The sequence below is a fragment of the Streptomyces sp. NBC_00859 genome, from assembly GCF_045161865.1.
Classification (GTDB): domain Bacteria; phylum Actinomycetota; class Actinomycetes; order Streptomycetales; family Streptomycetaceae; genus Streptomyces.
In genome coordinates this window covers 4,550,086-4,572,669 of sequence record NZ_CP108826.1, presented here as the reverse complement: position 1 = coordinate 4,572,669, position 22,584 = coordinate 4,550,086, and the positions used below count along the sequence as shown (strand labels likewise).

Annotated in this window: 24 protein-coding genes and 3 pseudogenes; 16 read left to right on the top strand and 11 right to left on the bottom strand. The window is 66.6% G+C overall.

The genetic code is table 11. The annotated features are described in order from the left end of the window. Positions 1-205: 205 nt before the first annotated feature. Positions 206-1,123: a pentapeptide repeat-containing protein gene (locus OG584_RS19915; protein ID WP_405779629.1), complete on the top strand. Its 918-nt coding sequence runs from the start codon at positions 206-208 to the stop codon at positions 1,121-1,123. A gap of 283 nt (positions 1,124-1,406) precedes the next feature. Here the strand turns inward: OG584_RS19915 and OG584_RS19910 are convergent, their stop codons facing one another. Then, positions 1,407-1,889, bottom strand: a complete 483-nt coding sequence (locus OG584_RS19910; RefSeq protein ID WP_405779628.1) for a MarR family winged helix-turn-helix transcriptional regulator — start codon at positions 1,887-1,889, stop codon at positions 1,407-1,409. Positions 1,890-2,223: 334 nt separating this feature from the next. Here OG584_RS19910 and OG584_RS19905 point away from each other — a divergent pair, with 334 nt between their 5' ends. Continuing rightward, positions 2,224-3,102, top strand: a complete 879-nt coding sequence (locus OG584_RS19905) for a VC0807 family protein (RefSeq protein ID WP_405779626.1) — start codon at positions 2,224-2,226, stop codon at positions 3,100-3,102. Between the two features lie 76 nt (positions 3,103-3,178). Here the strand turns inward: OG584_RS19905 and OG584_RS19900 are convergent, their stop codons facing one another. Beyond that, positions 3,179-3,718 (bottom strand): GNAT family N-acetyltransferase, encoded by a 540-nt coding sequence (locus OG584_RS19900; RefSeq protein ID WP_405779624.1) that lies wholly within the window; start codon positions 3,716-3,718, stop codon positions 3,179-3,181. Positions 3,719-3,954: 236 nt separating this feature from the next. Further along, positions 3,955-4,962 carry a WD40 repeat domain-containing protein gene (locus tag OG584_RS19895; protein ID WP_405779622.1) on the bottom strand — a complete coding sequence of 336 codons (1,008 nt, stop codon included), beginning with the start codon at positions 4,960-4,962 and terminating at the stop codon, positions 3,955-3,957. 50 nt (positions 4,963-5,012) lie between these two features. Here OG584_RS19895 and OG584_RS19890 point away from each other — a divergent pair, with 50 nt between their 5' ends. Beyond that, positions 5,013-5,702 (top strand): GDSL-type esterase/lipase family protein, encoded by a 690-nt coding sequence (locus OG584_RS19890; protein WP_405784168.1) that lies wholly within the window; start codon positions 5,013-5,015, stop codon positions 5,700-5,702. A gap of 10 nt (positions 5,703-5,712) precedes the next feature. Continuing rightward, on the top strand, positions 5,713-5,919 hold the full coding sequence (locus OG584_RS19885; RefSeq protein WP_405779620.1) for a hypothetical protein: 207 nt from the start codon (positions 5,713-5,715) through the stop codon (positions 5,917-5,919). A 364-nt stretch (positions 5,920-6,283) separates the two neighbouring features. On the opposite strand, the pseudogene OG584_RS19880 reads toward OG584_RS19885, so the two are convergent. Further along, a pseudogene (locus tag OG584_RS19880) lies at positions 6,284-7,403 on the bottom strand (IS630 family transposase). 491 nt (positions 7,404-7,894) lie between these two features. On the opposite strand from OG584_RS19880, the gene OG584_RS19875 reads away from it, so the two are divergent. The 3 genes from OG584_RS19875 (at position 7,895) to OG584_RS19865 (ending at position 10,270) form a co-directional block, all read left to right on the top strand. After that, entirely contained in the window at positions 7,895-8,548 is a 654-nt protein-coding gene (locus OG584_RS19875) for a hypothetical protein (protein ID WP_405779618.1), read from the top strand. Between the two features lie 11 nt (positions 8,549-8,559). Then, positions 8,560-9,588: a hypothetical protein gene (locus OG584_RS19870; protein ID WP_405784166.1), complete on the top strand. Its 1,029-nt coding sequence runs from the start codon at positions 8,560-8,562 to the stop codon at positions 9,586-9,588. Between the two features lie 157 nt (positions 9,589-9,745). Beyond that, entirely contained in the window at positions 9,746-10,270 is a 525-nt protein-coding gene (locus OG584_RS19865) for a hypothetical protein (RefSeq protein WP_405779617.1), read from the top strand. Between the two features lie 13 nt (positions 10,271-10,283). On the opposite strand, the gene OG584_RS19860 is transcribed toward OG584_RS19865, so the two are convergent. After that, entirely contained in the window at positions 10,284-12,266 is a 1,983-nt protein-coding gene (locus OG584_RS19860) for a hypothetical protein (protein ID WP_405779616.1), read from the bottom strand. 240 nt (positions 12,267-12,506) lie between these two features. Between OG584_RS19860 and OG584_RS19855 the strand changes: the two genes are divergently transcribed. Beyond that, positions 12,507-12,818: a hypothetical protein gene (locus OG584_RS19855; RefSeq protein WP_405779614.1), complete on the top strand. Its 312-nt coding sequence runs from the start codon at positions 12,507-12,509 to the stop codon at positions 12,816-12,818. Between the two features lie 247 nt (positions 12,819-13,065). After that, positions 13,066-13,270, top strand: a pseudogene (locus tag OG584_RS19850) (transposase); the annotation flags it as partial. A 208-nt stretch (positions 13,271-13,478) separates the two neighbouring features. On the opposite strand, the gene OG584_RS19845 reads toward OG584_RS19850, so the two are convergent. From OG584_RS19845 to OG584_RS19835, 3 genes are all read right to left on the bottom strand, one after another. Beyond that, positions 13,479-14,030, bottom strand: a complete 552-nt coding sequence (locus OG584_RS19845) for an isochorismatase family cysteine hydrolase (RefSeq protein WP_405779612.1) — start codon at positions 14,028-14,030, stop codon at positions 13,479-13,481. 68 nt (positions 14,031-14,098) lie between these two features. Continuing rightward, positions 14,099-15,157, bottom strand: coding sequence for a hypothetical protein (locus OG584_RS19840; RefSeq protein ID WP_405779610.1), 1,059 nt, complete (start codon positions 15,155-15,157; stop codon positions 14,099-14,101). A gap of 122 nt (positions 15,158-15,279) precedes the next feature. Beyond that, entirely contained in the window at positions 15,280-15,687 is a 408-nt protein-coding gene (locus OG584_RS19835; protein WP_405779608.1) for a hypothetical protein, read from the bottom strand. A 119-nt stretch (positions 15,688-15,806) separates the two neighbouring features. On the opposite strand from OG584_RS19835, the pseudogene OG584_RS19830 reads away from it, so the two are divergent. The 4 genes and pseudogenes from OG584_RS19830 to OG584_RS19815 all read left to right on the top strand — a co-directional run. Further along, positions 15,807-15,887: pseudogene (locus OG584_RS19830) on the top strand (transcriptional regulator); the annotation flags it as partial. Between the two features lie 59 nt (positions 15,888-15,946). After that, a complete protein-coding gene (locus tag OG584_RS19825; RefSeq protein ID WP_405779606.1) occupies positions 15,947-16,585 on the top strand; it encodes a DUF5753 domain-containing protein in 639 nt (212 codons plus the stop codon). Next, the gene (locus OG584_RS19820) at positions 16,582-16,800 is read left to right on the top strand and encodes a DUF397 domain-containing protein (RefSeq protein WP_405779604.1); all 219 of its coding nucleotides are present in this window, start codon (positions 16,582-16,584) and stop codon (positions 16,798-16,800) included. Before OG584_RS19825 ends, OG584_RS19820 begins: the two co-directional genes overlap by 4 nt. A 92-nt stretch (positions 16,801-16,892) precedes the next feature. Then, complete coding sequence (locus tag OG584_RS19815) at positions 16,893-17,174, top strand: hypothetical protein (RefSeq protein WP_405779603.1); 282 nt, start codon at positions 16,893-16,895, stop codon at positions 17,172-17,174. Positions 17,175-17,188: 14 nt separating this feature from the next. Here the strand turns inward: OG584_RS19815 and OG584_RS19810 are convergent, their stop codons facing one another. Then, positions 17,189-17,767, bottom strand: coding sequence for a hypothetical protein (locus OG584_RS19810; protein WP_405779601.1), 579 nt, complete (start codon positions 17,765-17,767; stop codon positions 17,189-17,191). 238 nt (positions 17,768-18,005) lie between these two features. Between OG584_RS19810 and OG584_RS19805 the strand changes: the two genes are divergently transcribed. Then, positions 18,006-19,001 (top strand): aldo/keto reductase, encoded by a 996-nt coding sequence (locus tag OG584_RS19805; protein ID WP_405779599.1) that lies wholly within the window; start codon positions 18,006-18,008, stop codon positions 18,999-19,001. 160 nt (positions 19,002-19,161) lie between these two features. On the opposite strand, the gene thpR is transcribed toward OG584_RS19805, so the two are convergent. Continuing rightward, positions 19,162-19,707: an RNA 2',3'-cyclic phosphodiesterase gene (gene thpR / locus OG584_RS19800; protein WP_405779597.1), complete on the bottom strand. Its 546-nt coding sequence runs from the start codon at positions 19,705-19,707 to the stop codon at positions 19,162-19,164. Between the two features lie 122 nt (positions 19,708-19,829). Between thpR and OG584_RS19795 the strand changes: the two genes are divergently transcribed. Beyond that, the gene (locus tag OG584_RS19795) at positions 19,830-20,402 is read left to right on the top strand and encodes a Uma2 family endonuclease (RefSeq protein ID WP_405779595.1); all 573 of its coding nucleotides are present in this window, start codon (positions 19,830-19,832) and stop codon (positions 20,400-20,402) included. A gap of 148 nt (positions 20,403-20,550) precedes the next feature. After that, positions 20,551-21,132 (top strand): Uma2 family endonuclease, encoded by a 582-nt coding sequence (locus OG584_RS19790; RefSeq protein WP_405779593.1) that lies wholly within the window; start codon positions 20,551-20,553, stop codon positions 21,130-21,132. 97 nt (positions 21,133-21,229) lie between these two features. Here OG584_RS19790 and OG584_RS19785 read toward each other — a convergent pair whose 3' ends face one another. Continuing rightward, on the bottom strand, positions 21,230-22,558 hold the full coding sequence (locus OG584_RS19785) for an MFS transporter (RefSeq protein ID WP_405779591.1): 1,329 nt from the start codon (positions 22,556-22,558) through the stop codon (positions 21,230-21,232). Between the last annotated feature and the right edge of the window lie 26 nt (positions 22,559-22,584).

The window sequence follows — 22,584 nt, the reverse complement described above, 5'->3', positions numbered from 1 at the left end:
CGCCCGAGCTTCCCCCGCGCCCGCGACGGGGCGCGGCACACTCCCCCGGCGCCGTGGCGGCAGGCGATCCCTCAGGGGTCCTGGCACCATGCCCGCCCGGGTCTCATAGCGCCAGGCCCCCTAAAATGACCGCCGGGCCCGGAGCAGCCGGCGCCGCCGCACCCCTCCGCCCACGCACTCCACCCCTCCCGGAAGGCCCCGCCCCGTGCCCCTCCCCATACCCGAGGAACCCACGCTCCGGGGCGACTGCGCGAACTGCTTCGGGCTGTGCTGCGTCGCTCTGCCCTTCGCCGCGTCGGCGGACTTCGCGGTCAGCAAACGCGCCGGTGATCCCTGCACCAACCTCCAGAGGGACTTCCGGTGCGGCATTCACACCCGGCTGCGCGACAAGGGCTTCCAGGGCTGCACGGTGTACGACTGTTTCGGCGCGGGACAACGCGTCTCGCAGGTCACCTTCGGCGGCCGGGACTGGCGGCAGGCGCCGGAGACCGCGCAGCAGATGTTCGCCGCCTTCCCCGTCGTACGGCAGCTTCACGAACTGCTCTGGTACCTGACCGAGGCACTGACCCTCGCCCCCGCACGCCCGGTCCACCCGGACCTGCGCCGCCTCCTCGACGCCACCGAGGCGCTCACCCTCCTCGGCCCGGAGGAACTGGCCGCCCTGGACGTCGGGGCCCACCGTGAGCAGGTCAATGCTCTGCTGCTGCGCACCAGTGAGCTGGTCCGGGCGACAGCGGAAGCGCCGCGCGGGGCGACACCAGAGGCACCGGGCCGGGCGCCCGCGGACAGGCCGGGCGGGAACCGCAAGGGCGGTCGCCCCAAGAGGGCGAGGAGGGCGACGAAGGACCACCGGGGCGCGGACCTCATGGGTGCCCGCCTCCGGGGCGCCGATCTGCGCGGCGCCACACTGCGCGGCGCCTATCTGATCGCCGCCGACCTGACGGGTGCCGACCTCCGGCTGGCCGACCTCATCGGCGCCGACCTGCGCGACGCCGACCTCTCCGGCGCGGACCTCACCGGCTGCTTCTTCCTCACCCAGCCACAGCTGAACGCGGCGAGGGGCGACGCGACGACCAGGCTGCCTCCCTCGCTGGTCCGGCCGGATCACTGGGGCGTGGAGTAGGGGCCCTCACACTGTGAGCGCGCGACCCGGCCGGGCACAGCGCAAGGAACCCTGAGGCGGGTGCGGGACCGGTGAGAGCGCCCGCCGATGCGTCGCGCATCTGTCGGTCGAGGGCGGGTTCTCGTCCACGGGCGTGACCTCCGGGGCCTGCCCGGGACGCTCAACAGCGCATCGGGACCGCGTGTTTCCACTTGCTCAGGACAGAGAGTTGCCGAGCCTGGCGTTCGCCGTGTCCTTTCGCCCTCGCCCGTCGAAGTCGAAGTCCCGAGCGAGGCCCAGCGCCCTACTTCAGCCCCTTCATCGCCGAGACCCGCGCCGTGTTGGCGATCAGCACGTCCGTGGCCTTGCGGATCCAGTCCAGGATCGCGCGCAGCTCCACCTCGTCGTATCCGGCCGTGGTCGCCCCCATCTCCGCCCCGAACGGGCCGAAGACGGCCGCCTGGAAAGCGTTCAGCCGCTCGTGGGGCACCAACTCGATGACCACCCTGCGGCGGTCGTCCGGGTCGCGGGTGCGGCGCGCGTAGCCCGCCCTCTCCAGCCGGTCGACGAGCCCGGTCACGGCGCCGCTGGTCAGACCCGTGTGCTCCGCGACGGTGCCCGCCGTGACGGGGCCGAGCCGCATGAGCGTGTCGAGGCACTTGCGCTCGCTCGCACGCAGGCCCATCAGCTTGCCGACGGTTTCGTGGAAGTTGACCACCGCGCCGGCGAACTCGCGGCCGAGCAGGGTGGCCGCCTCGGCTGCCTCGGTCGATCCGTCTTGCGTCATGCCCTCAATGTAACTTAGCCTCTCACTATCTTGGTAACTAAGACACTTAGTGTGTGATGGAAAATGGCGGGCGGGTGTGTGTCAGCAGTGTCGGCGCGGGACTGGTCGGCTCTGCCCCGCGAACGGGCTGCGCGGCTCGGGCGCGGAGGACGGAGCACGCGGGACGGGAGTGTTCCGGGTGGCAGCGGGCACGGCGCTACAACCGTCGCCGCACTCACCACCGCCCGCGCCATCGACCACGTACGTCATGGCCCGGCGCGCGCCATCGACCACGTACTGCGTCATCGCCCGCGCACACCGCCGACCGCGATGAAACCTCCCGAGGAGACCCCCCATGCCCGACGCCGGTACCCGCGCCAAGATCCTGATGCCGCTGGCCATGCTGGCCAACGCCGTCGTCGACATCCTCCTGCCGGTCATCGCGCTGGTGGTGCTCGCGCCCACCGGCCTGTCCGCCACCCTGCGCCTGACCGTCGGCGGCACCCTTGTGGCGGCGAAGGCCCTGGCCGGAACGATCGGAGCCCAGCGGTACCGGTGGCGGCTGGGCGCCGTGTCGGCGGCCATACCGGTCGCGGCCCTGCTCGGCTGCCACGCGGCGGGCCTGGCCGACGTCGCGTGCATGGTCGTGGCCGCCGCCTCGTCCGCCGCGATCGTCTGCGGCGACCTTGTGCGGAGCAGGCGGCGGGACGACGGCGGACCCGGACTCGACCGGTTCGCACTGCTCGTCCTGATCGAGGTGGGAGCCTCCGTCGTCATCTCGTCGATCAGCGGCGATCCGCGGTTCGTACTCGCTCGCAGCTCGATCTACCCGGGGGTGGCCGGCGTCTACGTACTCGCGACCGCCTGGTCGGCGCAGCCGCTCATGCGCGTCGCGCTCAAGCCGGTCGCGACCATGGGAGACCCGGTCCGCGCCATGGCGTTCGAGCGCGCCTGGGACAGCTCCCGGCGGTTCCGCACGGTCTACCGCGGGCTGACCGCGGGGCTCGGGGTGGTCCTGCTCGTTGATTCCCTGCTGCGGATCGTCGTGATCTACAGCCAACCGGCCGGGGCCGTCGCCCAGTCGGCGCTCACCTCACAGCTGCCCGGGATGGTGCTGCTCGCCCTGTGGTTCGCCATCGGCCGCGGCCTGGTCGTGCCACGCGCCATACGGATCCTGGAGGCCGGGATGCCGGATCCGCGGCGCCCGGAATCGGACAACGTGCCTGCCCGGTGAACTCCGTTGTGCGAGGGGCGCACCCGGCAGCGGCGGGACAGCGGGGGCCGGGCGGGACAGGACCGGGGCCGGCGCCTCAGACGGACGGCGTGACCGGGGGCCGCAGACCGAGCCACTGCTCGGCGTCCCAGGCCCGGAACCGCTCCACCTCGGTGAACCCCAGCTTCGCGGCGAGCCGCATCGAGCCGGCGTTGGCGGTCTGGGTGGCGAGTACCACCGGCTCACCGGGAAGGACGCCGTCGAACCAGTCGAGTGCCGCCGCGCACGCCTCGGCCGCGTATCCGGATCCCCACGCCCGCGGCAGGAACATGTAACCGAGATCGACCTTGCCCACGGCAGCCGGGCGGCGGTGCTCCGGTGCTCTCCTGAGCAGGATCTGGCCGATCATCGCCCCGTCGAGACCGACGACGAAACTGCCGGGCCACTGCTCGGGAATCCCGGGCAGCTCGCGCTCGAGCTCGGCACGCGGCCGGGGGCCGCCGAGGTAGGTGTGCACCTCCGGAGAGGCGAGCAGCTCGATGAACGCGGCACGGTCCCGGGCCTCGGACCCACGGAGTACGAGCCTCTCGGTCCTGATCGGCTCGGGCGGCCAGCCGACGGGCCCCAGATCTGACATGCACGCACGCTAACAGCCGGCCAGGCGCCGGAAACAGGTCTCCCGCCGACTGCCACGCCGGTCGGCAGTGACTACGCCAGCCACCAGATCTTCGCCGCCGGGCAGCAGGCGCCGCTCCCCTCCTCGATCGGCGGCGACGTCACGCTCGATGTCGCCGCGGTCCTCCAGGCCGGTTCGAAGGCCCGCGTCCAGGACTGACGCCCGCAGGGCCAGTCGCGACGCAGCCGCCCCCTGCGTCACTTCCGCCCGGAGCCGAACAGCCGCTTCACCCCCATGAACAGCACGAACAGCACGGCGAAGACCCCCACGCCCCACGCCGTCGGAGACCCCCCGGAACCACCGGACCCGCCGTCGCCGCCCGAAGCACTCGACGAACTCCCGCCGCCCGCAGACGAGTTACCCCCGTCACCGGATCCCTTCGGTTTCTCCACCGGGAATCGCAGCACCCGGCTGTCCGCTCCTTCGGAGCCCATCATCAGCGCCGACCCGTCCGGTGTGTACGTCACCGACTCGGCCTGCCCCTGGAACGGCACGCCCAACTCGTGTTCCGTGCCGAGCCCCCCGCCGGGCTTCCAGTCGTACGACTCCGCCCCGAGGTAACCGCGCAGAGTCAACTGCTTCCCGTCCGGCGAGAACGCGCCGTCGGTCACCCACGGCACGTCATCGATGCGCCGGAACACGTTGGTCCTCGTCGCGGACAGCGTCGTGGGCCCCACGTAGAGACCGCCCTTGGACTGGTTCTTCGACGCGATGTAGACGCGGCCGGTCTTCGGGTGGACCATCAGCGCCTCCGCGTTGCGCGGCCCGTCCGCGTACTTGACCGTGAACTGCGTGGCCCGGACCGTCTCGTCCTTCTTCAGTTGCTTCGGCTCGGGAAAGCGGTAGATCCAGACGTGGTCCCAGCTCCCGTCCAGGTTGTCGCCGATGTCCCCGACATAGATGTCACCGTCGGGCCCGATCGAGATCGCCTCGACATCCCGGGGCGCGCCGACCCCGCGCATCGTGACCCGGGCCACCGTCTGCCCGGTCTTCGAGTCGACGGCGTAGACGTACGGGCCGTCGCTGCTGTCGTTGTGTGTCCAGTAGATACCGGGGTGGAGACGGCTGGCGGCCAGGCCGCTGGACTCCTTGATCCGCGGATCCTTGATCGTGAAGCCGCCGTCGTCCGCGGCCGACGGCACGGCCGGAACGAGGGCGAAAAGGACGGTGGCCGCGGCCCCGGCGACGTACTGAAGCGAACGCATGCCCCCAAGATTGCCACCCTCGCGCCATCGGCGATGATGACGGGATGCGTCTGAGGATGATGTTCGTCGGTGACTCGATGACCATAGGCCGCGCCGGCGACTTCACCTGGCGCTACCGCATGTGGCAGCACCTGGGCGGGGACCACGACTTCGTCGGGCCACGCACCGGGCTGTACGAGTCGGACACGGCATACGCGGACCCCGCATTCCCCGCCGAGGCCCGCCGCCACCTGTCGGGCTGGGGCGAGGGCTGGCAGCACATGGCTCCGGTGATCCGCGAGACGGTGGCCGCGCACCGGGTGGACCTGCTGCTCGTCTCCCTCGGCCTGATAGACATCGGCTTCTACACGGACGCCGAGCAGACCGCGCTCAACGCCCGCCGCTTCCTGGCCGAGGCCCGCGAGGCGAACCCGCACATCCGTGTGGTGATCCTCCCGGTGATCCCGAACATCCGCGCCGAGACGGACGCGCCGTTCGCGTCGGAGGTCGCCCACTTCAACGTTCTGCTGGCGAAGGCGGTAGCCGACCTGGACGAACCGCGGTCACCGCTCCTGCTGGCCTCGCGGCCCGATGCGTACGACATCCACGCCGACACGTACGACGGCACACACCCGAACGGGAGCGGCGAGCGGAAACTGGCGGGCGCCTTCGCGGACGCGCTGCACCAGGGGTGGGGGGTCGGCGGGCCGTCGCGCTTGTCCCCCTTGGGGGCGATGGCGGTTCTGCCGGTTTCGCACTAGTTTCAAAGTCATGGGCATCGATGGCACCTTCGCTGTCGAACTCGTCGACACTATGCGAGCCGCCGACTCGATCGCCAACAACACTTCCGTCGCCCAACTACTCATCGCCTGGCAGCACACAGCCGAGATCCACTCCGATCCCGAGCTGCTCGCCGCGCTCACCGTCGACCACGAAGCTGACTACGGCATCGCGGCCGACCCACGGCAGGTGACGTGACCGGCGGGCCGCGGCGACCGAGCCGCTCCTCCCGCGCCGGAGGGTCACTGGGAAGTCCGATTCGCCAACGCCTCCTCGGCCAAGGGCTGGGAGAGCCTCACCCAGCAAGCCCGTGAGAACACCTACCGCGCCTGGGTCATCATGCGTACAGACCCGAGGCCGACGGCGGAAACACCCCGCCACCACCGGCTCAAAGGACAGTTGGCGCACGGAACTTACCGGGGTCAGGCCTGCGAACAATGGCAGATCGAGGTGACCGGCGGCGGCCGCATCTGGTACTTGCTCGACACTGCGCGGGAGACCTGCTGGGTGGTGTACGCGGGAACTGCACACCCGCGATCCACCGATCGGGCCCGCTAGCGGGCTAGTGTCCTGCGCCAGAGATCCGTTGGCGGAAGCGGGCGAGCGAGTCGAGGATCTTCGGCTGTTTTGGTCCAGGTGAACGGGGTCGGGCTTTCGTTCCACTGCTTGACCCATGCACGGATGTCCGCCTCCAGGGAGCGCACGCTTTCGTGGGCGCCACGACGGATCTTCTGGTCTGCAAGGAAGCCGAACCACCGCTCCACCTGGTTGATCCAGGAGGAGCCGGTGGGCGTGAAGTGCAGGTGGAACCGCGGGTGTTTGGTCAGCCATGCCCTGATCGCCGGTGTCTTGTGGGTGCCGTAGTTGTCCACGATGAGGTGGACCTGGAGGTGCCAGGGGACCTCTTTCTCGATCTTGACGAGGAACTTCTTGAACTCCACTGCCCGGTGCCGACGATGAAGGCTGGTGATGACTTCACCGGTGGCGACGTCGAAAGCCGCGAACAAGGTGGTCAGGCCGTTGCGAACATAGTCATGGGTGCAGCGCTCGGGCATGCCCGGCATCATCGGCAGCACCGGCTGAAAGCGGTCCAGGGCCTGAATCTGGGACTTCTCGTCCACCGAAAGCACCACCGCGCCCTCGGGCGGGTTGAAGTACAGCCCCACCACGTCGTAGACCTTTTCCACGAACAACGGATCCGTCGAGAGCTTGAAAGTGTCGCTCAGGTGCGGCTTGAGCTGGAACTTCCGCCAGATCCGGCCCACGGTCGACTTCGACAGCCCGCTGCGGTCGGCCATCGAGGCACGCGACCAGTGAGTGGCATTCTTCGGGATCTCCTCCAACGTGCTGACCACGACTGCCTCTACCTGATCGACACTGATGCTGGGCGGCCGGCCCGGCCGGGGCTCGTCCACCAACCCGTCCAGCCGGCCGGCCAGAAACCGGCGACGCCACTTGCGGACCGTGTCCGCCGCGATCCGTAACTCCCGTGCCACCACGACAATCGGCGGAACATCGGCGCCGTCACATGCCAGCACGATGCGGGCCCGCAGGGCCACCGCCTGGGCAGACGACGCCCGCCTGGCCCAACGCTCCAACACCACACGCTCATCGGCGGACAACAACAACGGTTCCAACTTCGGGCCACGACGTGGCACCGGCACATCCCCAGAGGCACTCATACACAAACTAACGACGGATCTCAGGCGCAGGACACTAGCTAGTTGGCAGGTCAGCGGCTTGCCCAACGGCCAAGCCGTTCGCCCGGTCGAGCGGACCAGGCGGGATGAGGTGCGGGCAGGCACACAGCATCCAACCTGAGCCACTGACGCTCTCTGCGTCACGCACGGGCGTGGGCGCCTTTCTGTGACGCTGAGCCGACAGCCAAGTAAGCCGCACTCAGAGGCCGTTGCTCGTCCACCTCTTAACCAGCAAGATCACCCGACTTGGGACCGACGCTTGTAGTCATTCCCGTACTGAACACCAACTCCAAACCGGCTCCGTGGTCGGCAGGGCCGCCGTCTCCTGCTCATTTCAATCAATCTCGCAGGTCGTGTCGGAGCCGATATGCCACCTTCCTTCACACTCGCGTAGAAGTTCGCTCTGGTGTACGCGCCACGCTGCCGATAGCGTCGGTACGTCTGAGTTACTTTCACCCCACTGGGAGTCGCAAGTGAACCGCCGCCCTCTGTCCGTTGCCGCCACCCTCGCTGTCGCGGCAACCCTCCTCCTGGCGGCCTGCAGTAGCGGCGACAAACAGAGTGACAGCGGCAAAATCGCGGGGGCCGACAACGGCACCAAAGTGACAAAGTCCCCGCCTGCGAGCCCGTCTGACACTGCAGCCGGCCGCCCGAAGATTACGCTTGCCAAAGACATGCAGAATGTTTTCGAGGGCGGTACGACTGGCGATCCAGTGAAGGAATCAATCCTTCATGACAACGCGCAGGCCGTCTCCGCAATGGATGAGGCGGTCTATACCCGAAGTCTTCAGAAACCCGCCTTCGGGACCTACCTCGCGGGGGACGCGGCCAAAACTGGAGCTCTCTGGGTCCAAGGTTTCTACGACGACGGGATCACCTGGACTGGCAAGGTCCGCTATTACGAACGTCGAATCACCTCTCTGAAGGGGAGTGTTGCGACGTTGACGTACTGCTCCGACGAGTCGAAGTCATTTAACAAGAACCTCAAGACCGGCAAGAAGTCTGGGACGGTTTCAAATCCGGATGACTATGTTGTGTTCTACAACACGCGACTCAAGAAGAACATGAATGGCGTCTGGCAGACAACCGACCTTGTCTCCGACAGGGGAGCCTCTCAGTGCCAGTAAGACATCGACATATTCTGGCAGCGACTCTCTCTACAACTTTCGTTCTCATTTCAATTTCGCCTGCATATGGGGCGGGCCGTGGCGGAGGGGGCGGCGCATCGGCAGGGCAAATTCCTGCGAAGGCCTCGGGCGGATCCGCTAAGCAAAGCATTTATGCCACAGCAATCCACTTCGACGAGTCAAAGAACGGCGCGAATAAGCTCGCGGCACCGGTGACGCCGGCGACGGACTGGACTCCACCTGCCTGCTGGTACGAGCCAAAATGGTCCCCCGCCCAGTTCAAAGTGGAATTCCAGAGACGCTGGAATATACCTACCGCAAGCGGTGTGGGCGAGGCGCACGCCATGGACGAGGCCCGCTACATCAAGGGCAGCCCCTACAAGGACTTCAACAAGTCCCAGGCGGGCAAAGGTATGTGGTGGGACGCCGTCCGCGATAAGACGCGCGAGAAAGCAGGCGATGCTGCTGCGTTCGACTGTGACACAGCCACCTTCTGGGTCAAGAACGGTGTGACGCCCAAGGTCAAAAACGCTGTCACGCCTGAGGTCCTAGCCAAACTCGCTTACCACAGGATCAAGCTTCCGGACACCAAGGCCACTCTGGCGCCTGCGAATAACACCAAAGTCAACCTCCCCACTTGGGCCTGGCTAGACAAGGCGAACTTCAACCCAGTTTCCGTAACCGCGGCTCTGAACGCTGGCGGACTCAACATTCACGCCACCACCACGGCCGAACCGACTTCACTCAAGCTGGATCCCGGCACCGAAGACGCAATCACGTTTCCGTCCTCCGGCCAGTGCCCAATTGTCCACGGACAGGTCGGTGAGCCCTACGTTAAGGGCAATGCTGACGAGACTCCGCCCTGCGGCGTGGAGTACCTGCGGTCCTCCGGAGACGGGGTGTACAAGCTCAGGGCTACGGTTACTTGGAAGATTCACTGGACCGGTACGGGAGTTACCGGAGACCAGCCCCTTCCCGATGGGGAGTTCGGCGGCACTCAGGACGTCACCGTTCAGGAGATCCAAGCCATCGACCGGTAAGGCAACTTGGTCAGGACTGAGCGGTTACCAGGACACTTGGCATGGTTCGCCCCGCCCTGGAACATGGTCGTGTTGGTGTGTATATCTTGAGCTAAAGCCCCATTGAGGAGCTGCTCCAAGCGATTCGCTGCGGGGCAGCGAGAAGAGGAGCCTGACAGTGGCTGTCGCGGTGAAGATGCGTGCACGGAATAGCGTCGCCTGCTTGATAGCAGTCGGCATCACGTTGACCGTGGCTTCGGGTTGTGATTCATCCCCCACCGGCCCGGCGGCCCCTCAAGCAGGTAAGAAGTTGTCAAATGACGCGAGTCGACTGTTGACCAAGATGCCATCTTTGCTCCAGACCAAGGCTCACTTCAACGTTTCCAATAATGCGTCCAAGGGTGTCGCGTGTGGTGAAAATAAGGAGAAGTATCAGTTCTCCGCCAAGGCGCACATGTCACCGGTCCCGAATATCCGACAGAACTTGGACACCAGCGCGAGTGGTGCCAGTGGTTTCCTCACGGAGTGGGGCTATGACTTGCACGCGAAGGAAGGCCCCCTCCGTAAGAGCGACACCAAATACGTCGTGCCGATGTTCGACAAGAAAGCCGGGGCGCAGATTACGGTCATGCTAACTCAGACGGGCGCCCAGTCCGTGGACACCCTAGTGACAGGAACAACCGATTGCCTGCGCCTCAAGTAATGGAACCCAGCGGCTATTCCCCGTCTACTTCTTCCACATAGGGGTCAGCCTCCCTGTTCGTGAGAAGAGCAGCCGCGTCGTCCTCTTTCTTATGGAATGGGACGGCCCCGTCACGCTGATCATTCATCCAAGTTTCGAGCGCCTCGGTCTTGTGCTGTGCAACGATTTCTTCGTAGGGCTTCAGCTTTCCGTCCTCGCCCTTCAAATCCGCTGGGATGGGCGTCGTACTCCACCCCCCTTCGGCGAGCGTTGAAGTCATCGTGTACCTGGACTGGAGGACAGTCTCAAGGTCCTTTTCCTTGACCTCTTCCGCTCTGTCAGCGCCAGATTCGACGTATGCGCCCCCGCCATACTCCTTGAGCGCGAACATGCCGCCTCGCCAAGCCATCGTCGCTGCAGCCCCAAGCTCGGGTTCGCCGACCAACTCTGAGCCAAGAACGGCTGCCTGTTTGAGGTGCTCCCTGAATGCTTCCTCCGACTCGTCCATCTCACCGCGGATCTTCAGCTGAGCAGCGTATTCGAAGCGTTGAGTACTACCGAAGAACTTAGCCGCATTGCCGAAACTGCCCGGATCTTGCTTACCCTCGGCTATCGCGTCGTGATCGATCTTCGCGCTCTTCACCAGCACGTCGTGCTGCAGTTTCCCCATGGCCGCATCAAAGGGAGCGGACATGGCGTCGTCATCGGCGAACGTCTTCATGAACCTGTAGGTGTCCTGTGGACTGAGGTAAAACCCGGGATTCACGCCGGGAACTTTGTCGTACGGGACTGGTTCGTCCATGGATGAGTCGCCGACGTCCTCGTGTACGTTGTGCCCGCCGGTCAGCATCTCCGGAGCGTATGAGGCAGCCATCCGGCCCATGTCCTGCTTGAAGTGCCTGTCGAAGTCAAGGACCTCGCTGTGCCCGGCAGCCTGGATCGCAGCGAACGCGAAGGTGTTCTCGTATGGGGTGTGGGCGGTGGTTTCGACATTCCAGGCACCGTTCGCGTCGGTGTGACCGCGCACTCCGGCGCCGGCATCAATGGCCTGTCCGAGTGCGGTCTGCACATCGAAGTCTGAATGACCGTATTCCATGAGTAGCTTGAGGTGGCCCTGCAGATCCGGGTTGTCCGGGTCGCCCATTTGCGCGATGGCGTCAAAGGCTGCCCGCCCGTTGTTGCCAAGGATTGCGAGATTCAGGGCAACAGTGTCCTCGGGCAGGTGCAGTGCTCTTTCCTTGTCCGCACCTCCCCGGAAGTCTTGGTTCTTGTTCTTCGCCAGTTGGTCAAGGACGTTGGCACGGGTCGCCTTGGCAAGAAAGGTCGACGGGAAATGACCGTATCGCAGCATTGCGGCGCGGTCCCACCCCAGGGAATAGTCTCCCTTAGGGGCTGGGTTGAGGTACAGCTTCTTGACCTTGTTGAAGCCGGGAGCCGGATTGTCGGTACTTATCGCTGTACCGAGAGCCTCGCTGAATCCCTTGAGGTCTTCGGCTGCAGTGGAGCTACCGGTCGCGACGAGCAGACTGGGTATGTTTTCGGCCTGGCCTGGCGGGTTGAGACTGGCGTAGAACGCCGAACAGTAGTCAGGATCGTCCTTATGCTCGGCCAGCTGTTTGGCGAGGTCATGATATTTCTGCCCTGCTTTGGCATCGCCACTGATGTTTCCGTTGAATTCGTCGGCAAGTTCCTTGCCATTTACTTGTGCCTGGGTGGCGCTTATAACGGGTTCCGGGATCTGGACCATCGTAGAGCGATCGTGCTTGCTCTTCGTGTCCCCATCGGATTCCATTGCTACTGCCAGCGTGTGGCGTCGACGCAGCATGGGGAGTTGGTCGTCCACCCAAGTGGCGATTCGCTCCATCTCGGCGAGATGACTCGTGTCGAGCCCGAGATTCTGGAACCTGCTCATGTACGTCGCTTTGCCACCGTGCAGCGTCTTGCTGCCCGAGACCAGGTTATTGATGGTGTGTTGGAGGTTGTCGGGATTGATCCCGGAGAAGTTGGGATCAATCATTGAGAAGGGCCTCTGTCATGTCGATCGCCAACGCATGGGGCTTTCCCCGCTCGAGAGTAGCTACAGCTACATTCGTCCTCGCTCGAGGGTCTGGCGTCTCTTGTGGTGCTGCTGCCGAGGTCATTGGCCCAGATTATGGGCGCGTAACAGTCGCACGCAATGTAACCCTGCCGACACGAAGAGTTGTTGGTAGAGTCTTGGTAAACGTGTTGCACGATGAGTTGGCAAATAGGGGGAACCGTGACTCAATCTGAACCGAAGGTGCCAAATCCACGTAAGGCGGACCTTGTACGCCTGCGCTCCGACCTGGCCAAGCAAGTCGATGCGTTCCGGGCGGCTTTGAAGAAGCCGACGGCTGACGTGGGCGGAGACAAGGTCTGGGTAGGGAAGAACGCCAGAGCCTGGCATATGGAGCTCAATGGCCGACACAAGAGGTTGGTGGGCCAGGTTGAGAAGCTTCTGCCCGTCGTTGATGCTGCAATCAAGGGCCAGCCCGATAAGGTGCCCGCGGCTGAGGCGCGGATGTACAACCACCCGACTTTCCAGGCCTGAACTCCCTGGGCCTCGTCAGACGCCCCGTCGTGACGTAACCAGGTCCGTTAAGTAGCTTCACCGCCAACTCACATTCGCCGGTGGTACTTTGCATGGCAATGCTCTCTTCCCTCCGGCGCCGGAAGGAAGAGAGCATCTGTTGCGTTCAACCGTTCCGGCGCGGGCTTAGGCGCCTGTGTGAGGTCTTGATCAATATCTGCATTCCGCTGCCGTACCGGGGCGGGGCGGGTCACGGCAGAACGCCGGTGTGACGCGCCGACAGCTCCGGTACGACCAATGGGAACTCATCAAGCAGTACGTGCCGGTCGGCGAGTACGGTCCCTACCCGGCGAGACTGCAGGAAGCAGTTGGAGGGAGTCATCTAACGCTTCCGGCCCGGCGCCCAGTGGCGGGAGATGCCCGAGCAGTTCGGTCCTTGCCCCACCGTCTACGGCCGCTTCCGGGTCTGGCGTCTGACGCCGGGCTCCGTCCCCGGGCCTCCATGATCTGTCAACGACCTCACACCGACGATCGAGTGATCACTACCCCACACAGGCCCTAGTTTCGAAGTCATGGGTCACCCAACTACTTATCACCTGGCAGCACACAGCCGAGATCCGCTCCGATCCCGAGCTGCTCGCCGCGCTCACCGGCGACCACCGTTGAGCACAGCACCCAGCCTCAGCGACCGCTGAACTCGACCTCGGCCGCGGCCAGCACCCGCACGCTCCGCCCCGGGAAGCCGAGGTGCCGGAAGATCTCGTTGTGATGTGCGATCGACCGGCCGGGCGAGGCGTAGGCTCCCGCATCGGATTCGGGCCGTACGGAGGTGGTGTGCCCGTCCGCGACCAGGACAACGTCATACCCGTGGCTCAGTGCCTGCCGTGCCGTGGTGTCCACACAGATCTCGGTCGCGAACCCGGTGACGATCACCTCGGTGGCTCCCATCGCTTTCAAGCTCGCGTCCAGACCGGTACCCAGGAAGCTGTCCGGGCTGGTCTTCTGTACGACCGACTCCCCTGATACGGGGGCGAGTTCGGGAACGATCTGCCAGACGTCGGTACCGGCCTGCGTCCCCTCGCCCTGGTCCTGAACCATCACGACCGGCACACCTGCCGCAAGGGCCCGTTGGCGGAGCCCTGCGATCACGGTGACGGTCTCGGCCGCCCGGTGCGCGATGGCCACGGTGGCGTTCTGCATGTCGATGACGAGGAGGACGGAGGTGGGTGACATGGCCACACGATAGGGGAGTCCACCACTCAGCCAGCCGCCGTGTCGCGTGGGCACGCTGCGAACGCGCCTCAGCCATTCACCGCCGCCACCCTCGCCCGCCAGGGCGTGCCCCGTACCGCCGGTCCTTGAGGCCGGCTCTCGCCCACGGTCCGGCACCGGCGGCAGTGGGCCTCGTCCCCCACTGGCCGGAACACATGCTCGTCGCCGGGCCCCCGGCACACGAACAGACCGGCGGCCCGTGGCCCATCCCCGGTATCGGGGCGGGCCTCCGGGTCAGGCAGTTTCACCGCCAGCCGGTGCCGCAGGAACCCGACCGCCGAACGGATGCCACCCGGAGGCAGCCCTGCCGTCAGCGCACCGCGCAGCTCACCCGCCGACACGCCTCGGCGCAGCCATTCCGCCGCCGCCTCCGCGAGCTGACGCGCCTCCCGTACGCCGAGATGCAGATCGTGGGACGTCCCGCGCAGCGACAGCAACACCCGCTCGGCGGACAGCGATTCCGGCGTCCGGGGCTGCTGCGCTTCGGGTGGGGGGTGGGGAAGGTTCTTCTTCAGTAATTGTTCTTCCCGGTAAGAGCCACCGGCTCTCCGGCGCCCCGGCCCACCGACGGCCGGAGACCGCGCACTCGGTGACTGCTCATGCGGACGGCGCCCGCTCGGGCCCTGTTCGGCCACGCTCGCGGGCTGGTCGCGCGCGGGCTGGACCCTCGCAGACTGCTCGCGCGCAGGCTGGGGGCGAGCAGGCTCCTCGGTCACAGGCTGGGGGCGGGCAGCCCGATGGCACACGGGCTGGTCCCCCGCACCCCGGCCCGGCGGCGGCGCCGCTCCGTCCCGTACGCCGCTCGCCTCGTCCCGCGTCAACACGACGGTCGTGAGCAGCTGCTCGGTGACCCATCGCCCGCGCTCGCCCTGCCACCGCCACTCGTGCAAGTAGCCGCAGGCGGAGAGGGATTGCTTGACCCGCTGGTACGCGCGGCCCTTGATACCCAGCTTGAGTGCGTACGCGCTGAGCGGCCGGCCGAGTTCGCCGTCCGGGAGGCCCTGTACGTAGAGCAGGAGAATCTTCGCGTCGCTGTTCAGCACCTGATGCCGTACGACGTCGTGCGAAGCCTTGGTGTAGCGCCGCATGGGCGCGATAGCATGCCGAAGCATCCCGTTGGACCTCTGATCCAGTCGGTGGTGAAGGTCCTCGGGTGGTGTTGGTAGCACCTCCGGGGACCGCCACGCTTCTACGGAGCGTGATGACGCGGTCACCGTACAGCATCCAGGACGCGTCCGACCATTTCGTGCAACAAGTCCGGTGCCACGAACGGCGCTTGGAGCGTCGGCCGGGACTGCCAGTCCAGCGGCCAGGTGAAACCCTCCAGCGCGGGAACGCCGACGAACGCCGTCCACCCCGAGTGCCGCGTCAGCGCCCGCACCCCGGAACGCCACCGGTACGCGGCGGCGGTTCGCGGGGGCAACAGGAAATACATGCATCGCGAACCGGTGGCCTCCCGCACGATCGGCCCGGCGTCGAAGTCCGTGAACTGCATAATTTCGTACGCCACTTGTTCGCCGACGATGCCTTCGACGCGTACGGCGTCGAAGTGAATACCGGCGTGCCGCAGGGCGTGGCCTGTGGCGGGAATCCAGGTGGGAGCAGTTTCGCTGTTCATGGACCCGACTTTTCCGCAGCGGGGTTCAATGTGACCAGGGCCACAGGGTGACCGTGCACGTCTGTGCACCCGAGGAGGATGTTGTGCACTCCAGTGAACGAGGCTCCGGCAACGCGAAGATGTTCGGCTCGTTGCTGCGTTTCCACCGCGAGCGAGCCTGTATGTCGCAGGATGCGTTGGCACTGAGAGTGGGGTACTCAAAGTCCCAAGTAGCGATGGTGGAGCGTGGTGAGCGTCCCCCTCGGGGCAGTTCGTGGCGATGGCGGACGACGCCACAAGTGCACAGGGTGCACTTCTCGCGGTCGCCAAAGAGTTGCGCATCGGCCATCTGCCGCAGTGGACCGAGGAGTACGCAGAGCGAGAGCGAACCGCAAGCGCCCTGCACACGTACGCGAACCACGTGATCCCCGGCCTGCTCCAGACCGGCGCCTACGCACGGGCGATCTTCGACTGCAACTATTGCCCGCCCCTGGACGATGAAGAGATCGAAGTGCAGGTGTCAACGCGACTCATGCGCCAGGAACTCTTCAGCCGAAAGCCCCTGCCGGTCGTCGGGTTCGTACTTGAGCAATCCGCACTCACCCGCCCGCTCGGTGGAGACCAGGTCCTCAAAGAGCAACTGTTCCACGTAATCGAGATGGGCCGACTGCGGAATGTCCAGATTCAGGTGATGCCACACCGGAGAATGGCTCATGCAGGCCTGGCGGGACCCATGATCCTGCTGGAGACAGCCGAATATCCCCAGCTTGCCTACGTGGAAGGACAAGGCGGCGGCTACTTCGTAAGCGAACAACCTGCCGTCGGGCACCTGTTTGGCAAATATGGCATTCTGCGGGCTCAGGCTCTCACCCCCGAAGAGTCGGCGAAGCTCGTCGAAGAGGTGACTCAATCGCTATGAGCAGCACGCTGGACTGGTTCAAGAGCAGCTACAGCGCCGAGCAGGGCGAATGCGTGGAGATAGCCGCCGCCCCCGCCGCCGTCCACATCCGGGACTCCAAGGACACCACCCGTCCCGCCCTCACCGTCTCCCCCGGCACCTGGACCGCCTTCCTCCCGCACGCCGTCACCACGCGGGGCCCGGACGGGTGCCCCGAACGCTCACCGCGCGCCTGAGGGCCGTGAGCGATAGCCCGGCCTCCGAGCCGAACCCATGTGCGGATAGTGTGAACAGAATGCGAGTTCACTGATTCAACTGTGAGGAAAGCATGGGGAAGGCCGAAGAGCGCAGCACCCTGTACCACGAGTTCCTCAGCCTCGCGGGACAGGTGGACCGGCTCCTGCATGCCGACCCGGAACAGACCACCTTGAACCCGGATGAACTGGTGCGCTGGCAGGACCGGTACCGCGAGCCGGAGGGGAAGACCGTCCTCCACCGCCGTGACTCCCTCCTCTCACCCGGCTCCATACCCGTGACGGACACCCTCCGCGTGTGGAGCGCCCACGCGAAGGAAGTCCTGCGGACCGCGCCGCAACAGCCGGCGCTCTGAAGCGGCCGAGCGCGTCAGTCCGGACGCCCCGCACCCGGCTGCTCCAGCCGCGCCGCCATCCGGTTCAGCCTGCGCCCCGTCCGACGGGGACCGGCAAACAACGACCCTGTGACCAGCGCTCCGATCGCCAGCCACCCCAGCACCGCCGTCAGCGATCCGTGCGTGAGTAACTGGACGACCACGTTGAACCCGTACACCACGATCAGCATGGGAACGAGCCAGCGGTACAGCCGTCGTTGGCGCGCGAGCTGACGGCGCTGTTCCCCCACCAGGCGGCGCATGGACTCCCGGGTGCTCTCGTCGTCGGGGATCCGCTCCCGCTGTATGTCCTTGGCGAGCGGGCGCAGCTGCCCCTGTTCCACCCCGGCCCGGTCGGCGAGACCGCGCCGTGCGTTCCGTAGCCACACCGTCACATAGCCGATGAGGACAGCCAGCGCGACGGCACAGACCGCCACCGCCGCCCACACCGGCATCCCGGACTCCGCCGCGGCGCCCATGGCCGCCCCCACGAGTAACAGCAGAATGACGAAGCCGCCTCCCCGCCACAGCTGATCACGGTCGCGTCCTGCCGGTTCCGCATTGCTTTCTGCCATGCCAAACCACCCTGCCCACCTCGGTCCGGGCGTCGTCGCGAGCATCGCGAGCACGCCCTGCGGGCCTTTCGTCCACCCCCGTTGCGGGAGGCGACCAGCGAGCCGCGCTCCCGGCGGCCCGATGCCCGCCACCCGGAGCTCCATCCGGTCGGGCCCAACGACCGGGTGTCAGCACCTCCTCCCCGGATGGCCCGCGCGTCCTTGATTCGAGCGCACTCCAACGGGTTGGCTGAGCCCCATGAAGTACACGCAGCTTGGACGCACCGGACTCAAGGTCAGCCGACTGGTCCTCGGCACGATGAACTTCGGGCCGCAGACGACCGAGGCCGACAGCCACACGATCATGGATTCCGCGCTCGCCGCGGGCGTCAACTTCTTCGACACGGCCAATGTCTACGGCTTCGGCGAGAACAAGGGGCGCACCGAGGAGATCCTCGGCACCTGGTTCGCCAAGGGCGGCGAGCGGCGCGACAAGGTCGTGCTCGCCACCAAGATGTACGGGAACATGGCCGCCACCGCCGAGGCGTGGCCCAACCACGACAAGCTCTCGGCGGTCAACATCCGCCGTTCCGTCGAGGCTTCGCTGAAGCGGCTCCAGACGGATCACATCGACCTGTACCAGTTCCACCACGTCGACCGGAACACCCCGTTCGAGGAGATCTGGCAGGCGATCGACGTCCTGATCCAGCAGGGCAAGATCCTTTACGCGGGCTCGTCGAACTTCCCCGGCTACAAGATCGCGCAGGCGAACGAACTGGCCGCGCGCCGCGGCTCGGTCGGGCTCGTCAGCGAGCAGTGCATCTACAACCTGATGGAGCGCCGCGCGGAGATGGAGGTCATCCCCGCCGCGCAGGATTACGGCCTGGGGGTCATCCCGTGGTCGCCGCTGCACGGCGGGCTGCTCGGCGGAGCGATCCGCAAGGAGCGGGACGGCAGCACCGGGCGCAGCTCGTCGGGCCGCTCGGCGGACGCGCTCGCCGACCAGGCCGTACGGGCGAAGATCCAGGCGTACGAGGACCTGCTCGACAAGCACGGTCTCGAGCCGGGTGAAGCCGGTCTGGCCTGGCTGCTGACCCGGCCGGGCGTGACGGGTCCGATCGTCGGCCCGCGCACCGCGGAACAGCTGGATTCGGCGCTGCGCGCGATCGAACTGGAGCTGCCGGAGGCCGTGCTGTCCGGGCTTGACGAGATCTTCCCCGGTCCGGGCCCCTCGCCGGAGGCGTTCGCCTGGTAGACGCGTACGACGGCGGGCGGGAAGACCGCCCGCCGTCGCGGTCAGCCGCGGGCGGCCGCCGTCACTGTCCGACGGCGGCCGCCACGGCGACGACGACGAACAGCAGCACAAGCACACCGGCCATGATCCGGTTCCTGGTTTTCGGGTCCACGCTCCGAGGTTACTTGCCGGGCCCCAGCGGCCAGGCGGCGACCACCTCGTACCGGGGCCGCGACCCGCTCCGCACGAGAACCAGCTCCCGCACGGTCCAGGGGCTGCTCTCGAACCCGGCCAGGGTCTCCGCGTACGGTCCGAGGCCGGTCCCGCCGTCTCCGCGGGCGAGGGTGAGATGCGGCACGTAGGAATGCTCGCGCTCCATCGGTACGCCCACCTCCCGCACCGCCGCCTCCACCCCGGCAGCCAGCCGCCCCACCTGTGTGACGCCCCCGGCGGCGCCCGCCCACACCGCCCGGTCCCCGAACCGGCCGCCTCCCGCGACGCGCAGCGTGAAGGGCGCGTGCTCCCGGGCGGTGAGCGCGAGCCGCTCCTCCAGGGCCGGGACGAGGCCGTCGTCCACTTCCCCCAGGAAGGCGAGCGTGAAGTGCCAGCCGGAACGCTCGGTCCAGCGGAGCCGGTCGGCGCCGGGCAGCGCCCGCGCCCGGTCGACCGGCGCACCGAGCTGAAGGGCCGCATCCTGCGGGGGCAGCAGTGCCGCGAAGAGCCTCATGCGGACCAGTGTCGCGGGTGGCGGGCCGGTGCCGGCCCGTTCCCGGCGTATCCCGGTCACCGTGCGTATCGTTGTACCGCGCGACTGCATGCGAGAACGCGGCAGTGGGGAGGAGCGCCACGATGACCGTCGTCGACGACAGGATCGAGATGGCAGCCGACAGTCTGGACCTGCTCTTCGAGCAGGTGAAGTCCGTCCCCGAGGGCTACCACGTCGAGATTGTCGGGGGAACAATCCACATGTCGCCGCAGCGGGACGCGCACTGGCAGATCATCCGCAGGATCGTGCGGGCGCTGGAGGACACGTTCGGAATGGACGTCAAGGTCACGTCCGACGTCCGGATCGACTTCCCCGGCCATCTGAACGGCTTCGCCCCCGACGTGGCCAAGCTGCGGGCCGACGCGGCGAAGGACGCCCGGGGCCGCTGGCGGTACCAGGATGTCGAGCTGATCGCCGAGGTGATCTCCGAGGGCACGGCCACCAACGACTACGGCCCGAAGAAGGCCGCGTACGCCGCAGCCGGAGTCCCCGTCTATCTGATCGCCGACCCGTACACGGGCGTCTGCCACGTCTTCACATATCCGAAGGACGACGAGTACCACGGCACCGTGACCCTCGACTTCGGCTACCCCGTCGACCTGACCGGAACAGCCGTCGGCCTCACCCTGGAGACCGGCGGCTTCCCCCGCGACTGACTCCCGCGCGAGTGAACCCAGGACCGGAAACAGCACCGGCGGGCCGGAGCTGTCCGCCCCGGCCCGTTCCCGGCGTATCCCGGTCACCGTGCGTATCGTTGTACCGCGCGACTGCCCGCACCTTGCGGCAGTGGGGAGGAGCGCCACGATGACCGTCGTCGACGACAGGATCGAGATGGCCGACACCAGCGACGAGCGCACTCTGGACTCGATGTTCGAGTGGCTTGAGCCGACCCCCGAGGGATTCAAGGTCGAGATCGTCGGGGGGAACATTTTCATGTCACCGCAGCGGGACACGCACTGGGACATCATCCTGGATATCGTCGAGCAGCTCCGCGCCGTCTACCCCCGCCAGCGGGTGAAGTCCGACGTCCGCATCGACTTCCCCGGGCTGCTGAACGGCTTCGCCTCGGACGTCGTAGCTCTCGTGGAGGGGGCCACCAAGGACGAGAAGGGCCACTGGCGATACCAGGACATCGAGTTCGTGGCCGAGGTGATCTCCAAGAACACCGCCGCCAACGACTACGGGCCCAAGAAGGCCACCTACGCCACCGCCGGCGTCCCGGTGTACGTCATCGCCGACCCGTACACCGGCAGGTGGCAGCTCCACACTCTGCCGAAGGACGACGAGTACCACGGCACCGTGACCCTCGACTTCGGCTACCCCGTCGACCTGACCGGAACAGCCGTCGGCCTCACCCTGGAGACCGGCGGCTTCCCCCGCGACTGACTCCCCCGCGACTGAACCCAGGACCGGAAACAGCACCGGCGGGCCGGAGCTGTCCGCCCCGGCCCGCCGGTGAAATCACCTGAGGCGCCGTTCTCGCTCACGCCGCCGTGGTGAGCTGTTCACGTGGTACGAAACCCACGTGGCGGCGGCCACGCCTGAGGTCGACCTCCAGGCGGAGGTTGGCCGCGCGGGCCAGCATCAGGCCGACGCCCATCGCTGCCAGCGCGCAGATCGCGCCGCCCAGCGTGAAGCTGACCCGGACGCCGTACGTGTCCGTGAGCCAGCCGAAGAGCGGGCCGCCCAGCGGCGTACCGCCGGTGAAGACCATCATGAACAGGCTCATCACCCGGCCCCGCATCTCCGGTTCGGTGCCCATCTGCACCGAGGAGTTGGCTGTCACGTTGACCGTCAGGCCGAGGATGCCGATCACGGTGATGAGCGGGACGAACATCCAGATCGACGGGGACCAGGCGGTGATGGCCTGGAGAGTGCCGAAGACGATCGCGGCTCCGACCAGGATGCGCAGCCGGGACGTGCCGCGCCGGGCCGCGAGCAGTGCTCCGACCAGCGAGCCGACCGCCATCAGCGTGTTGAAGAGGCCGTACATCCCGACGCCGCCGTGGAACGTGTTGTTGGCGAACGCGCTGAGCCAGATCGGGAAGTTGAATCCGAAGGTCCCCACGAAGCCGACCAGGACGATCGGCCAGATCAGATCGGGGTGCTTGGAGACGTAGTTCAGGCCCTCGCGGAGCTGGCCCTTGCCGCGTGGGGTGCGGAAGGTGTGGTGCAGTTCGCTGCTGCGCATCAGCAGCAGTCCGGTGAGCGGGGCCAGGAACGAGAGGCCGTTGGCGAGGAAGGCCCAGCCGGGGCCGACAGCCGCGGTGAGTCCACTCGCGACGGCGGGGCCGATGAGGCGGGCGGACTGGAAGTTCGCCGAGTTCAGGCTGACGGCGTTGCGGACCTGGTCCGGGCCGACCATCTCGGACACGAAGGACTGCCGGGTCGGGTTGTCGATGACCGTGACCAGGCCGGTGAAGAAGGCGGTCACATAGACGTGCCAGACCTCGACGTTGCCGGTGAGGGTCATCGCGGCGAGGAACAGACCGCCGATGCTCATCGCGCCCTGAGTGCAGAAGAGCAGCTTCCGCTTCGGGAAACGGTCGGCGATGACGCCGCCGTACAGACCGAAGAGCAGCATCGGCAGGAACTGCATGGCCGTGGTGATGCCGACGGCGGCAGACGATCCCGTGATGCTCAGGACCAGCCAGTCCTGGGTGATGCGTGCCATCCAGGTGCCCGTATTGGATACGACGGCACCGGTGGCGAACAGCCGGTAATTACGGATCTTCAACGAGCTGAACATCGAAGTCCGGGTAGCAGTTTCTTGCGGTGCGGGGGCGGAGTCTGCTCCGGGTCCCGAACTCAACAGTGGTCGCCTCCTGGGCGTAGACA